Here is a 14,723-nt window from a genome sequence, read left to right as displayed (position 1 = left end):
GTGCTATTTCATAAAAATCTGTGAAAAAGACATTCAAGAAAATTGCATCGCAACTACACTTATGGCTGGGGGTTTCCTCCGGCCTTGTGGTTTTTATCGTGGCGCTCACGGGCAGCATCCTTGTTTTCGAAGACGAGCTGGAACCTGTGTTTTATCCAAAATTTCACCTCGTCGAAGCCCCGAAAGATCAATCGCCGCTTCCGCTGGATAATCTCCGCGCCACCGTTGCGAATGCATATCCCGACCAACGCATCGCCCGCATTGCCATAGAGCACCACGCCGACCGGACGGTGCTATTCGATTTGGTAAAAGGCAAGAAAGAAAAGGATGTCCTTTCCGTCGCTGTAAATCCATACACGGCCGGAATCACAGATACCCGCCGCGAAAACGACTCGTTTTTCCACATTGTTCTCCAACTGCACCGTTATCTGTGCCTGGAAGACACCGGCAAAGCCATCACCGGCGTCGCCACGGTCATGTTTATCGTGATCATGATCACCGGCCTCGTCCTCTGGTGGCCCAACCGCAAGCAAACCAAACAGCGCCTTACGGTAAAATGGAACGCCAAATTCAAACGGCTGAAGTGGGATTTGCACGCTGTGTTTGGCTTTTACGTGTTGCCGTTCACCTTTCTGATCGCCGTCACCGGGCTTGTTTGGAGCTACAAATGGGTGAATGGGATGATTTTTCTTACGTTAGACGGCAAGGCGCAGCAAAAACGCGAGGCCCCGGCGAATGCCAGCACGCACAATGCCTTATCCTCGGGCAGCAATGCGTTAGCCAATGGCGCCGCATTATGGACCAATATTTCCGGAACACCCGGCACGCTAGCCAAAATCACGGTGGAAACCAACCGTCTGCTCCCCCACCCCGGACGCGTCCTGTTCACGCTACCGGAAAGCGACAGCATTTCCATCACCGTTTCCAAAGTGAACGACAATGCGGCGATCGCCAACGTCGTCGATTTCCTCTATTTCGACCGTCACGACGGCCATTTGATCAGCAAACGGCTTTACAGTGAGGAGACCACCGGTATGAAAGTGCGGAGGCTCGTGTTCCCGATCCATACGGGAAGCATTTGGGGCTGGCCTACGAAAGTGCTGGCATTGCTGGTGGCTTTGATCACGGCTACGCTGCCGGTAACGGGGGTAATTATCTGGATTGGGAGGAAGTTTAAGAAGAAGGAGAAGGTGATGAAACGAACTTCCGCGCCAGGCAAAGTCGCCAGCCGCGCGAAGGCTGCCGCCAGCTAACCGGACGTCCGGCGAATAACTGAGTGGGGTTACCTGGTAAATGAATCCCTGATAAGATTAAGGCTGTCTTAATTTTATCAGGGATTTTTTGTTAGCACTTCATCACACATTATGGTTATATTTAGTTATTCAACTCTCCGTGATTTTTTTCAAAAATATCCTGATGCGAAAGATGCGCTTATCAGCTGGTACAAAATAACAGAAAAGGCTAGCTTCTCAACATCTCATGATGTGAAACTAGCATTTAACTCCGTGGATGCAATTGGCCGCGGACTGTATGTGTTTAACATCCGGGGCAACGCTTACAGATTGATTGTGAAGATCAAATTCAAAAGCCGCACGGTATTCATCCGATTTATCGGAACTCATCAACAGTATGACAAAATAGACGTTCAATCACTATGGAAAACTTAACACCGACTTACACGGTTACCAACGACGATGAGTACGCTGCTTTGATCGAAAAAGTGGGAGCTCTGATGGAAAAAGACGAGGCTGACACCACCGCCGAAGAAAGCGCCGAAATACATGCTATGGCAGAGGCCATAATGGCCTATGAGCAAAGCATCTACGATATTCCAGAGCCGTCAACACTCGAAGGTATTTTAGAACTTCGCAGGTATGATATGATGTGCGAAGGCAAAGACCTCGCAGAAACGCTGGGTATTTCAAACGACGAGCTTCAAAGGATAATCGATGGAGATCATTGGCCGGACGTTTCGCTTCTTAATGTGATCAGAGAGAAACTTGACATTCCGGAGAATCTCGTACTTAATCACGTTTAACCTTAACAAGATAATCATAGTAAATATTTGGTGGACTTTTCCCACAAATCATTAACTTCGCTGCATGCAGACTTTCAGTTCTGTGGAGGAAGCGTTCGAGTGGTGGCTTAAAAACATCTACCCCGCGATCCCCGCAGAAACCAAAGAAGGCAGATACCGCAACGCGTGGCGTGATTACACTTTCAAAAAAGGCATTTCACACAAACGCATGAAGGAAATCCTGTCCGAGTTTGGAGACGTTCATGAGAAGACCATCATCACTTTTAAGTTGAAATAAAAAATTTTCGCCCTCAAATGTGGGAATATCCCACACGAAATCAGGATACCATTTCTCATTTAACCTAAAACTTTACAAAAACTATGGACACACTTCAAAACTTCCAATCACCAGAAAAATCCGAATCTCCAAGCAGCATCGACGCAACAGAACCATCCAGCCCGTTGCAGCAAATCATCAAGGACTTCTTCCAAAAAGACAGCGGCCCCGAAATGATCGAATCCCTCAACACGCTAATTGAAACCTACCTCTTCACCGAAAACCTCACGCGCGTCACGCCCGAAATGCGGGAGCATATCGTCAACCAACTGCGCGTGGCGACGTTGATTGCGAAGCTGGGCGCCAGCAACGAAGCCGTTGTCAGGCATTCACCTCCCCACTGACAAGCGCCTTCAACCCCAACCTCTCCATCATCCCCCTATCCTCCCCCATCCCCGGATTCGGCGTCACGAGCAGCTCCCCGTTTTCATTTGTAAAAATCGAATTCGCCCCGGCCATAAAGCAGAACGCCTGCTCATATTCACTCATTTCCATGCGCCCGGCGCTGAGACGGATCATCGCTGCCGGCATGATAATGCGCGCTGTGGCGATCATACGGACCATTTCCCAGGTGTCGATTTTCGAACGGTCGCCGAGCGGGGTTCCTTGTACGCGGGCTAATGCGTTGACGGGCACGGATTCCGGGTGCTCGGGCATCGTGGCGAGGGTATGGAGCATTTGCATGCGGTTTTCGCGCGTTTCGCCGAGGCCGATGATGCCGCCACAGCAGACGGATATGCCGGCTTTGCGGACGTGGTCGACGGTGTTCAGGCGGTCCGTGTAGGTGCGGGTGGAGATGATTTGCTCATAATATTCGGCGGAGGAGTCCAGGTTGTGGTTGTAGGCGTAGAGACCGGCGGCTTTGAGTTTTGCGGCCTGGGTTTCGGTGAGCATGCCCAGGGTGCAGCATACTTCGAGGCCCAATGCCGCCACTTCTGTCACCATATCAAGGACGCGGTCGAAATCGCGGTTGTCTTTTACTTCGCGCCAGGCGGCAGCCATGCAGAAGCGGCTCGAACCACCCTCGCGGGCGCGGCGGGCGATGGCTACCACGTCGTCCTTTCTCATCAATGCTTTTACGTTAATACCCGTTTGGTAACGCGCCGCTTGCCCGCAATAGGCGCAGTCTTCGGGGCAGCCGCCGGTTTTGATCGACAGCAGCGTGCACACCTGAATGCGCTCCGGGTCGTGCCATTGCCGGTGCACGGTGGCCGCGTCGTAAATAAGCTGCATGAGCGGGCGGTTGTAAATGGCCCCGATCTCGTCGGGCGTCCAGTCTTTGCGGATGGTTTCGGTTAGCATAGCGGCATTGTTTTCGAAGCCAAAAGTAGGCGGCGTGCCGGCGCAGGCTTGCGTCCGGTTTGGAATAAAAGCAATAGTCCGGGATAGCAAAAATGCCTCCCGGCTCGTAGTCCGGAAGGCATTTGAATGGGCATTTGCTTTGCTGAATATGCTTGTGCTGAATGCACGGGTAGTTAGTAGACCTTCGCCAGCAAATGCGGGCGCTCTTTTTCAAGTTTGAGAATCAGCTCGCCGAACAGCGTGTTCACCCACGCGAACCATTTCCGCGTGAATTTCGAATCATCATCCTTGTCAAACGACTCATGCATGAAACCGGTGTGGTTATGCGTCGTTTTGAGCAGTTTCAACTGCGCTTCGATCTCCTTATCGCTCGTGGAAGTGATCGCGCGTGCGATGATGCCCATTGGCCATATCTGGTTCACGAGCGTATGCGGGCTGCCCAATCCTTCGCCGGCTTTGCCTTTGAAGAAATAAGGATTGGAATCACTCAGCACATATTTGCGGGTATTGATATAAATCGGGTCTTTAACCGACACCGCATTCAGGTAAGGCAAGCTGATAAGCCCCGGAATGCCGGCATCGTCCATCATCACATGGTTTCCGTAACCATCCGCTTCGAATGCATAGATTTTGCCAAACTGGGTGTGGTCAATCACCGCATGTTTCTTGATCGCCGCTTCCACTTCCGTCGCCAGCGCCCGGAAATCGGCCGCCAGTTTCGCGTTTTTGGTCGCAGACGCTTTTTCCAGCATTTCGGCTACTTCGCGGAAGGAAACGACGGCGAAGAAATTGGAAGGAATGAAGAATGGGAAGATAGTAGCATCATCCGAAGGACGGAATGTGCTGGCAATAAGTCCCACCGGCTTAATCGGATTACCGTAGCCATTGCCCGGCACGGTGTCGGTGGACCAGCTCGTAACGCGGCCGAATTTGTAAGGCCCCGGCCCGTCTTTGCGCTGCTGTTCCTTGCAGGTTTGCAGCACGAGCTCCATCGCTTTCAGCCAGTCGGCGTCGAATGGCTTGGTATCGCCGGTGGTTTTCCAGTAATTATAGGCCAAACGGATGGTGTAGCAAAGTGAATCGAGCTCCCATTTGCGCTCGTGGAGCATGGGGTTCATTTTCGTCTGGTCCTTGCTCCATTCGCTCTCTTTCGGGCGGTCGTAGAATGCATTTGCGTAAGGATCGATGATAATGCATTTGGTCTGCCGGTTGATAAGGCCTGCCACCATGTCTTTCAGCTTCGCATCTTCTTTCAGCAATGGCAGGTAAGGCCACACCTGCGCCGTGCTGTCGCGGAGCCACATGGCATCGATGTCGCCCGTGATCACAAAAGTATCAGGCTTGCCGTCTACCGGGTTGTAATGTACAGTGGTATCGATCGTGTTGGGAAAGCAGTTTTCGAAAAGCCACGCCAGCTCGGGGTCTTTGATGACTTTTTTCATGCGGGCGATGGTCGCCTCCACGGCCGGACTGGTGAAGCTGCGTTTATCGGCCGGTATGCGGACTACCGGAAAGTCGGCGCTTTTGGCAAACGACCATTTGGGCATGGCCAATCCTGCGACTGCCAATGCACCCGCTTTTATGAAATCTCTTCTTTCAAACATGAGGTAGGTTTATGATGGGCGCTCAATAACTATTAAAGAAGCAATTTAGGCAAATTTGGAATACGACGGGCTCTGGCGCACCATATGAAAATACCGGTGACCCATAAAGTCCTTTTCACCAGCCACCTGGAAGCCCAAATTTTCATACAGCCGCTTCGCAGCGGGGTTAACCATGTCCACAATGAGTCCCACGCGTCCGTACCCGAGCGTTTGGGCATGCTCGCAAAAAGCCCGGATCAATTCTTTGCCAATTCCCTTGCCCTGGTGCCCGGGATCCACATTCACACAGTCGATGTAATACTCGCCGGGCTCGGTTTCGTCGTTGGGATTGAAATCCGGTTCGGCCTCGCGGAGCTTGTCGAGCACCGGCTGGCGCAGCTCGTGGAGCCGGCCGCCGTCGTAGCCGGTAATGGCGCCGATCACGCCTGCTTCGGTTTCGTACACAAGTGTATTGGCATAACTATACTGATTGTCGCCGTCTTTGAAAAACGCTTCGAAAAACGGGATCGCATCCTCGTAACGCGTGGAGCGTGCGAAGATGCCCGCAATGTGGCCCATCGCCAGCACAAGTAGCGGCGCTACGGCTTCGGCATCGGCGGGGCGGGCGGGTCGGATCATGTAAATGGGAATTTTGGTAAAGAAAACGGCTCAATTATCGCAAAATCGGCGTTTTGGCGGGCTTTTTCTAGCTATTTTTTGCATTAAAACCGATATTAGCTTAAAAATAGGTCAAAATACGCACAGTACTAATCAAAACCTGAAAAGTTTTTAGCACTATTTTGCTTTAAAATTGTATTGTCGATTACTATCCACACCAACTGAACTTTTTGCCGGGCTGCACACCACCGGCCGTTTATGCCGAATCAATCCGTTTTTTCTGCTAAACCACTGATCTGTGAATCATTAACCTGTTAATCAATATGTCTCAAAAAATTAATGTTGCCATTATCGGATTAGGCTTCGGCGCCGAGTTTATCCCCATTTACCAGCAACATCCCAATGCCAATATGTACGCGATTTGCCAGCGTACGGAATCGAAACTGAATGAAATCGGCGACCAGTACGGCATTGACGTACGCTATACCGACTATGACGAGCTGCTGAAAGACCCGAACATCGACGCGGTCCACATCAACTCCCCTATCCCCAACCACGCGGAGCAGACATTGAAAGCCCTCCGCGCCGGCAAGCACGTGGCTTGTACCGTGCCGATGGCAACCAGCGTAGAGGATTGCATTGAAATCGTGAAAGCGACCCGCGAAACGGGCAAAAAATATATGATGATGGAAACCGTGGTGTACGCACGCGAATTCCTGTTTGTCAAAGAATTGTATGAAAAAGGCGAGCTGGGCAAAGTTCAGTTCCTCAAAGCGAGCCACCAGCAGGATATGGAAGGATGGCCCGACTACTGGCCGGGATTGCCTCCAATGCACTACGCGACGCACTGCGTAGGCCCGGTAGCCGGCTTGCTGAAACTCGAAGCAGAATACGTTTCATGCTTCGGTTCAGGAACGATTTCCGAAGACCTGATCAAGATCCACAACTCGCCATTCGCGGTAGAATCGGCACATATTAAGTTCAAAGACAGCGACTTGTCGGCGTACGTGTACCGCTCGTTGTTCGACGTGGCGCGCCAGTACCGCGAGAGCTTCGAGGTGTACGGCAGCAAAAAATCATTCGAATGGCCATTGATCGAAGGCGAAGATCCCGTGATCCACACCGCGAAAAAGCCTGAGCACGAAATCGCTGAGAAAGTGACTACGCCGGATTATGCACATTATTTGCCGGAGGAGATCCGTCATTTCACCGGTCACGGCGTTTATAACCTGGATGACAACGCCCACTTGTCGTTTGTACAAGGCGGCGGCCACGGCGGTTCGCACCCGCATTTGGCGCACGAGTTCATCAGCGCATTGATCGAAGACCGCGAGCCTTTCCCGAACGCATGGCAGTCGGCCAACTGGACGAGCGTAGGTATTCTTGCGCACGAGTCGGCAATGCAAGGCGGCGCGATTATCAAATTGCCTGATTTTCAAAGTTTGTAAAGCGGCATTGTGCATTGCCCTTCGACTCCGCTCAGGGTGACCATACGGGTGTCACCTGAGCGAAGTGAACAAGAGAATACATTAGTATTGTCACCCTGAGCGAAGTCGAAGGGCTTGCACGATGTTACTAATATACCTTATCGCACACACTAATCTACCTAGTCCCAAATACAATAAAGAAAAATTAATCTCAATGAAGACCAAAGCGTTATCCTTTATCTTAGGTATTGTCCTGCTGGGATGTGCCTCTCAGCAAAACTCCCAGAACGCGTCGGTTAAAACTGCTTCCGCAAAAGGCGAGGCAAAGGCGCGCCGTCTGGAAATCCTGTTCCTGGGCGACAAGGGCCATCATAAGCCCGCCGAGCGCGTTCCGCAGATCATGGCTGCATTGGGTCCCAAAGGCATCAACTTTACCTACACGGATAACCTCAACGACCTGAACCCCGAAACGCTCGCCAAGTACGACGCATTGATGCTGTACGCCAACTGGGACTCGATTGCGCCGCAGCAGGCGAAGTCGCTGCTCGACTATGTGGCCAGCGGAAAAGGCTTTATCCCCATTCACTGCGCTTCGTACTGCTTCCGCAACAATGCAGAAGTGGTGAAGCTCATCGGCGGACAGTTCTGGCGCCATACCTGGGACACGATCCAGCCGGTTTGGACCAAGCCTGAGCACCCGGCCATCGCAGGCGTGCAGCCATTCAAAACCGTGGATGAAACGTACCTGCACACGTTGCTGCAACCCGACAACATTGTCCTCACCGAGCGCCTGATCCAGAAAGACCAGGAAAAAGACCGTCCCGGACAGCAGAAAGAGCCTTACACCTGGGTAAGAACCCACGGCAAAGGCCGGATTTTCTACACCGCTTACGGCCACGACGAGCGCACCTGGGGCACACAAGGCTTCCAGGACCTGATCGAAAAAGGTATCCTCTGGGCTGTAAACGACGATGCACGCAAAGCATTGGCGGCATTGGCTCCGAAACCATTCGAATACCGCGAGGCACAGCTGCCCAACTACGAGCAGCGCCCCGGCCCGCAGTTGCAGCAGTTGCCGCTTTCACCGGAAGAGTCGGTGAAGCACATTCAGGTTCCTGTTGATTTTACATTGAGCGTTTTCGCGCATGAGCCGGACGTGATGCACCCTATCGCAATGACCTGGGACGAGCGCGGCAGATTGTACGTGCTGATCACGAAAGATTATCCCAACGAACGCAAAGACACCGGCGGTAGCGACTACATCCTCATCTGCGAGGACACGAACAACGACGGCAAAGCCGATAAATTCACCAAGTTCGCCGATGATTTGAGCATTCCTACCGGTATGACATTCGCGAACGGCGGTCTGGTCGTTTCGCAGGCGCCGCATATGCTGTTTTTGCAGGACACCAATGGCGATGACAAGGCCGATGTGAAGAAAATCCTCTTCTCCGGCTTCGGTACCGGCGATACGCACGCGGGTCCTTCCAACCTGCACTACGGCTTCGATAACTGGGTTTACGGCTCGGTGGGTTACTCCGGCTTCAAAGGCAAGGTAGGCAACAGCGACCAGCTGGATTTCGGCCAGGCACTGTTCCGTTTCAAACCGGATGGCTCGGATATGGAAATTGTCGCTAAAACTTCGAATAACACCTGGGGATTGGGCTTCAATGAGGCTGGTGACCTGTTCGGCTCAACGGCCAACAACTCGCACGGCTGGTACAGCGCCATTCCGAACCGCTATTTCGGCCAAAGCAAAGTCGATAACGGCAGCCGCAGCACCGATACCCACAAGGACATGCAGCCAATCACGCCGAAAGTGCGCCAGGTGGACGTGTTCGGTGGATTTACCGCCGCAGCAGGCCACAACTTCTACACCGCCCGCGCGTATCCGAAACAATACTGGAATAAAGTCGCATTCGTTTCCGAGCCTACCGGCCACATTCTGCACCAGAACGTGATGGTGAAAAAAGGTACGGATTATGAGGATCAACTCGGCTTTAACCTCCTCGCAGGTGCCGATGAATGGGTTGCTCCCGTTTTCGCGGAAGTTGGCCCGGACGGCGCCGTGTGGGTAGCCGACTGGTACAGCTACATTATCCAGCACAACCCAACCCCTAAGGGCTCGGAAAACGGAAAAGGTAACGCCTACGAAACGCCGTTGCGCGATTTCACCCACGGCCGCCTCTACCGCATCGGCTGGAAGAATGCACCGAAATATACGCCGATTACATTGAGCAAAAACCGCCCGGATGAATTGGTAGCGACTTTGAAAAACACCAACATGTTCTGGCGCCAGCACGCGCAACGCCTTCTCGTGGAACGCGGCAACAAAGATGTAGTAACGAAACTCGTTGAGCTCGTTAAAGACAAATCCGTTGACGAAATCGGCCTGAATACCGCTGCCATCCACGCGTTGTGGACATTGGAAGGCCTGAATGCCATCGGCGACGCGCAAGTGCTGCCAGCAGTAGTGGAAGCATTGAAACACCCATCCAACGACGTACGCAAAACCGCTGTGAAAGTGCTCCCACGCACCGCAGCCAGCGGAGAAGCATTGCTTACCGCCGATGCATTGCACGACAAAGAACCGTTGGTAGTATTGAACACGCTCCTCGCATTCACCGAAATACCATTGACCCCGCAGATCGAAACCGCAGTGCTTGCATTGCTCGATACGTATTCCAATGCAGAAGACCGCTGGATGCCGGACGCATTCGCCGCGGTCCTCAATGCGCATGACGGTGCATTGCGCACCAAATACCTCGCGCAACGTATTGCCAAAGCGGGTTCCGCAAGTGCAGCACAGCAAACTGCCGCTGCCGCCGCCAACCACGCCGATCATTCAGAGATGAACCACGAAGGTCACGGCGCCAGCAAAGTGACTGTTCAGGGATCAGCCGACCTGGCGATTACCAACATCACCGTAGAGCCGAAAACGCCTTACGTTCGCGAGTACGCACGGGTGACCATTGAAATCACCAACATCGGTTCCGTACCTGTGACGAAAGAGCAGGTGCCGACCGTGAATGTGGGCATCCGCAGCCGTTCTTTGAATACCAACTACATCAGCCGCCAGCTCACCAACGGCATTGCGCCGGGTGAAACCGTCAAGCTCGTAGAAGGCAACAACGGCCCTTGGAAAACTGCATTCGGTTTTACTTCCGACGAAGCGGGCAAAGTGAATGTGACCGCGACTGTGGACGTGGACAATGTAGTTCCTGAAAAAGACGAGAACAAGAACAACACGATGAGCAAGTCGTTCGAAGTGCGTCGCCTCGACCGCCTCTCCGATTTCGCATTGGAGCGTACCGTACGCGGCTACACTTCCTACGCCAGCGGCGACGATGTGTTGAAATTGCTTCAAACCGCACAATCACTCGATGCGCAGGGACGCAATGCGATGATCAAAGGCGTGCTCGGTGCTTGGAATCCAAAACGCAAGGAAACCGCCAACGACGAAGGCAAAAAACTGCTGGCTACCGTAAAAGGCACCATTCCTGACGACCTGAGCAGCCGCTACACGACTTTGCTGGAATCTTACGGCATCAAGGAAGAAGTAGTGGCAGATCCGAATGTACAGGTCGTGACCATTAAGGCCATTCGTGAAGAAATGAAGTTCAACGTCACCGAATTCACCGCGGTGGCTGGAAAAACCGTTGAAATCGTATTCGAAAACCCGGATGCGATGCAGCATAATGTGGTGGTAGGACGTCCCAAGTCTACCGAGATCATCGGCGCTGCTGCCGACAAGATGATCACCGCCAAAGACGGTGCAGAGAAGAATTATGTACCCAATATCCCTCAGGTTCTGGCTGCGACACCGCTCGTAAACCCCGGCCAAACCTACCGCTTGAAGTTTGTAGTACCGGATCAGGTTGGAGACTATCCGTATGTATGTACGTTCCCTGGCCACTGGCGTCTGATGACCGGGGTCATGAAAGTTGTGAAGGACAAAGGGTTATAATTCTAACTGCAAGCCTATGGTTTAGAAAAGCAATTCAGAATTACGTATAATAATTAGCGTTCAGATTCGCAGGGCATTTAAAATGCATTCTGCGAATCTGGATCGCTGATTTCGGGAAGCAAATAGACGACGGGTATCCACAACCCGACGGAGAGCCTATTTTTTTACCACTTTTTAAATAGCATTAATTCAATATTTTATTAAAAATTAATTAGAAATACCAACAAACTACTACAATGCTTTTATAACTACTCACATCTAACCCAGGTTAACAATGAACAACCAAAACAGACGAAACCCCTTGATGGGGCTTCGCAGGCCTCTTTTTGCCCTTTTGGCAGCTGGATGCCTGTCGCCTCAGGAGGTCTGGTCGGAAAAACTCCGCTTTGAACCGGCCGTGACGTACCGAAAACCGGTAGACAAAACCATCACCGGAAAGGTAGTCGACGAGAAGAACAACCCGCTCCCCGGCGTGAGCGTGGTCGTGAAAGGCACCACCACCGGAAGCATTACCGGCACCGACGGTACTTACACGCTCGATGTCCCCGACAATGCCGTAACACTCGCATTCTCGTTCATCGGCTACACCTCGCAGGAAATCACGATCGGCAACCAGTCCAACATCCAGGTAACATTGCTGCCGAGCAGCGAGGAGCTGACGGAAGTAGTGGTGGTAGGTTACGGAACGCAGTCGTCCGCCGCGGTGACCGGTGCGGTAAGCAACATCCAGGCGCGCGACCTCGTGCGTACGCCATCGATCGGAACGGCCGATGCATTGGTAGGCCGGGTGCAGGGTATCACCGCCCGGAAAGCCGATGCGCGCCCCGGAGCAGCCACCACCATCCAGATCCGGAACATGGGAACGCCGCTGTTCGTCATCGACGGCATTCCTTCCGACGCGGCGAGCTTCAACAACCTTGGCCAGAACGACATCGAGAGCGTGTCGATCCTGAAAGACGCCTCGGCAGCCATTTATGGTTTGCGGGCTTCCAACGGCGTGGTGCTCGTGACTACCAAGCGCGGCAAAGCGGGCGACGGGACGAAGATCAACCTCTCGGGCTACTATGGTTTGCAAAACTTCACCCGCTACCCCAAGCCGGCCAATGCCTACCAGCACATGCGTGGCCTCGTGGAATCGGATGTGAACCAGGGCCGGACGCCGTCCATTACACCAGCTGAACTGGAAAAATGGCGCGTGGGCACAGAAAAGGGCTATCAGAGCTTTGATTACTATGACATGGTCATGCGCCCCAACGTGCCGCAGTATTTTGGGAATGCCAATGTCCAGGGTGGTACCGAAAAGATGAACTACTTCCTGTCGATCGGCCACCTGAACCAGGACGCATTGATCCGCGACTATAACTTTAAACGGACCAACATCCAGGCCAACCTCGAATCGAGCCTCACGAAGGGCCTCAAAGTGGGCACGCAGATCAGCGGCCGTATCGAAGACCGCTTCCAGGTGGGTGTGCCGGGGCTTGATGATTATTTCAACCCCTTTCTCAGCATTTTCACCATGTGGCCCACCGAGCGTCCGTACGCCAACGACAACCCGGCTTACATTAACCAGACCCACAACGTGAACGTGAACCCGGCGACCTACAAAAAGGACGTGACCGGCTACATCGACGAGATCACCAGGGCCGTAAAAGGCAACTTCTACGCCGAATATGATTTCAAATTCGGTCTGAAAGCGAAAGGAACCTATTCCTACGGATTCTCTAATTTCGACTTCGACGGTTTCGAATATACGTACGACGCTTACACCTACGACGAAAAGACCGACACTTACAACGTAGTGCCCGGCGGCGGTAACCAAAACCCGTGGCGCGAACGTCGCAAGCGTAACATCGTAGACCGCTTCGCCCAGTTGCAGCTGAGCTATGCGAAAGCATTCGGCGACCACGACATTTCCGCAGTAGCCGCCTACGAGCGTTCCGACAATGTGAATACTTACCTCGTGGTGCACACCGTTCCGCCAAACAACTACATTCCATTAATGTCCTTCGCAAACCAGGATTTGCTCATCGACGAATGGAGCACCGAGGCGCGGGCCGGGTATGTGGGTAGGGTTAATTATAATTTCAAACAAAAATACCTGCTCGAACTCGTGGGCCGCTATGATGGCTCGTTCCTTTATGCGCCGGGCAAACGCTACGGTTTCTTCCCGGGCGTATCGGCCGGATGGCGTATTTCGGAGGAGGATTTCTTCAAAGGCAAGCTGGAAAATGTGTTCAGCAGCCTGAAACTCCGTGCCTCGTACGGCCGCACCGGTGCCGACCGTCTCAACAATGCCAACAACGATTTCGTAGTAGCGCCATTCAGCTACCTGCCGGGTTACAACTTCCTGCAAGGCAGCGCGATTTTCGATGGTAACTACAACATCGGCGTGCGCCCGCGCGGTTTGCCGATCACCACGCTTTCATGGATTACCAACATCACGAGCAACATCGGTATCGATTTCGGCTTGCTGGACGGCCGGTTGTCGGGTCAGTTTGATATTTTTGAAAGAAAACGCACCGGATTGCCTGCGGCGCGTTACGATGTGCTGCTGCCGTCGGAAGTGGGCTACTCGCTGCCGAACGAAAACCTCAACTCGGACACGAACCGAGGTTTGGAAGGTGTTTTGACCTACAAAAGCAATGTAGGCCAGGTGGATTACACATTGAGCGCCAACGCAACCTTATCCCGCCGCCGCGACCTGGATTTCTACAAACCGCGTTTCGGAAATTCTTATAACGAATACCGCGACTCGTTTGTGGACCGCTGGGGAAATATCAACTGGGGTTACCAGGTGGTAGGCCAGTTCCAGTCCATGGAGCAGATCGAGAGCCATGCGGTGGATAACGACGGCCAGGGCAACCGCTCTCACCTTCCCGGCGACTTCATTTACAAGGATGTGAATGGCGACGGCATTATCAACAACCTCGACGAACGTCCGATCGGCTACGCAGAAGGCGCCAACCCTTACCTGAGCTTTGCATTGAACGGAAGCGTTTCTTACAAAGGCTTCTCGATGTTCTTCGATTTCGCAGGTGCTTCATTGCAGAGCTTCCAGCGCAACTGGGAATTGAAAATCCCTTACCAAAACAACGGTACTTCGCCCAACTACATGCTCGAAGACCGCTGGCACCGCGAAGATCCGTTCGATCCGAACAGCAAATGGGTGGAAGGTACTTACCCGGCCATTCGCAAGGATAACACCAGCCACGTGAACTTCCGCAAAAGCGATTTCTGGATCACCAACGTGCGCTACATCCGCCTGCGTAACATCGAGCTCGGTTACAGCTTCGATCAGAACATTTCGAAAAAAATCGGCCTCTCGGCCCTACGCATTTATGTAAATGCCTCTAACCTCTTCTCAATCGACAATGTGAAGAAGTACGGCATCGACCCGGAAATTTCATCGGGTAATGCGCTCGTGTATCCGCAGCAGCGCTTGTTCAATGCAGGTTTCAACCTCACTTTTTAA

Annotated in this window: 11 protein-coding genes; 8 read left to right on the top strand and 3 right to left on the bottom strand. The window is 52.8% G+C overall.

Annotated features, from left to right (window positions below):
* The first annotated feature begins 20 nt into the window (after positions 1–20).
* The 5 genes from DFER_RS21415 (at position 21) to DFER_RS21395 (ending at position 2,698) form a co-directional block, all read left to right on the top strand.
* The gene (locus tag DFER_RS21415) at positions 21–1,253 is read left to right on the top strand and encodes a PepSY-associated TM helix domain-containing protein (RefSeq protein WP_015813742.1); all 1,233 of its coding nucleotides are present in this window, start codon (positions 21–23) and stop codon (positions 1,251–1,253) included.
* 111 nt (positions 1,254–1,364) lie between these two features.
* On the top strand, positions 1,365–1,667 hold the full coding sequence (locus DFER_RS21410; RefSeq protein ID WP_015813741.1) for a type II toxin-antitoxin system HigB family toxin: 303 nt from the start codon (positions 1,365–1,367) through the stop codon (positions 1,665–1,667).
* Positions 1,655–2,038: a transcriptional regulator gene (locus tag DFER_RS21405; protein ID WP_015813740.1), complete on the top strand. Its 384-nt coding sequence runs from the start codon at positions 1,655–1,657 to the stop codon at positions 2,036–2,038. The genes DFER_RS21410 and DFER_RS21405 overlap by 13 nt, the downstream gene beginning before the upstream one ends.
* Positions 2,039–2,102: 64 nt before the next feature.
* On the top strand, positions 2,103–2,315 hold the full coding sequence (locus DFER_RS21400) for a hypothetical protein (RefSeq protein WP_015813739.1): 213 nt from the start codon (positions 2,103–2,105) through the stop codon (positions 2,313–2,315).
* An 83-nt stretch (positions 2,316–2,398) separates the two neighbouring features.
* Positions 2,399–2,698, top strand: a complete 300-nt coding sequence (locus DFER_RS21395; protein ID WP_015813738.1) for a hypothetical protein — start codon at positions 2,399–2,401, stop codon at positions 2,696–2,698.
* Here DFER_RS21395 and bioB read toward each other — a convergent pair.
* The 3 genes from bioB to DFER_RS21380 form a co-directional block, all read right to left on the bottom strand.
* Positions 2,676–3,656, bottom strand: coding sequence for a biotin synthase BioB (gene bioB / locus DFER_RS21390; RefSeq protein WP_015813737.1), 981 nt, complete (start codon positions 3,654–3,656; stop codon positions 2,676–2,678). The two genes, DFER_RS21395 and bioB, sit on opposite strands and share 23 nt — an antisense overlap.
* A gap of 173 nt (positions 3,657–3,829) precedes the next feature.
* Positions 3,830–5,260 (bottom strand): glycoside hydrolase family 125 protein, encoded by a 1,431-nt coding sequence (locus DFER_RS21385; protein WP_015813736.1) that lies wholly within the window; start codon positions 5,258–5,260, stop codon positions 3,830–3,832.
* 45 nt (positions 5,261–5,305) lie between these two features.
* Positions 5,306–5,878, bottom strand: a complete 573-nt coding sequence (locus DFER_RS21380; RefSeq protein ID WP_015813735.1) for a GNAT family N-acetyltransferase — start codon at positions 5,876–5,878, stop codon at positions 5,306–5,308.
* Between the two features lie 302 nt (positions 5,879–6,180).
* On the opposite strand from DFER_RS21380, the gene DFER_RS21375 reads away from it, so the two are divergent.
* The 3 genes from DFER_RS21375 to DFER_RS21365 all read left to right on the top strand — a co-directional run bounded on the left by DFER_RS21375 (position 6,181) and on the right by DFER_RS21365 (position 14,723).
* The gene (locus DFER_RS21375; RefSeq protein WP_015813734.1) at positions 6,181–7,305 is read left to right on the top strand and encodes a Gfo/Idh/MocA family protein; all 1,125 of its coding nucleotides are present in this window, start codon (positions 6,181–6,183) and stop codon (positions 7,303–7,305) included.
* A gap of 193 nt (positions 7,306–7,498) precedes the next feature.
* The gene (locus DFER_RS21370) at positions 7,499–11,251 is read left to right on the top strand and encodes a PVC-type heme-binding CxxCH protein (protein ID WP_041735393.1); all 3,753 of its coding nucleotides are present in this window, start codon (positions 7,499–7,501) and stop codon (positions 11,249–11,251) included.
* A 274-nt stretch (positions 11,252–11,525) separates the two neighbouring features.
* On the top strand, positions 11,526–14,723 hold the full coding sequence (locus DFER_RS21365) for a SusC/RagA family TonB-linked outer membrane protein (RefSeq protein ID WP_015813732.1): 3,198 nt from the start codon (positions 11,526–11,528) through the stop codon (positions 14,721–14,723).

The sequence above is a fragment of the Dyadobacter fermentans DSM 18053 genome, assembly GCF_000023125.1.
In the GTDB taxonomy this organism is placed as follows: domain Bacteria; phylum Bacteroidota; class Bacteroidia; order Cytophagales; family Spirosomataceae; genus Dyadobacter; species Dyadobacter fermentans.
Note: the sequence above shows the minus strand (reverse complement) of the source record. Positions and strands in the feature narration are given on the sequence as shown.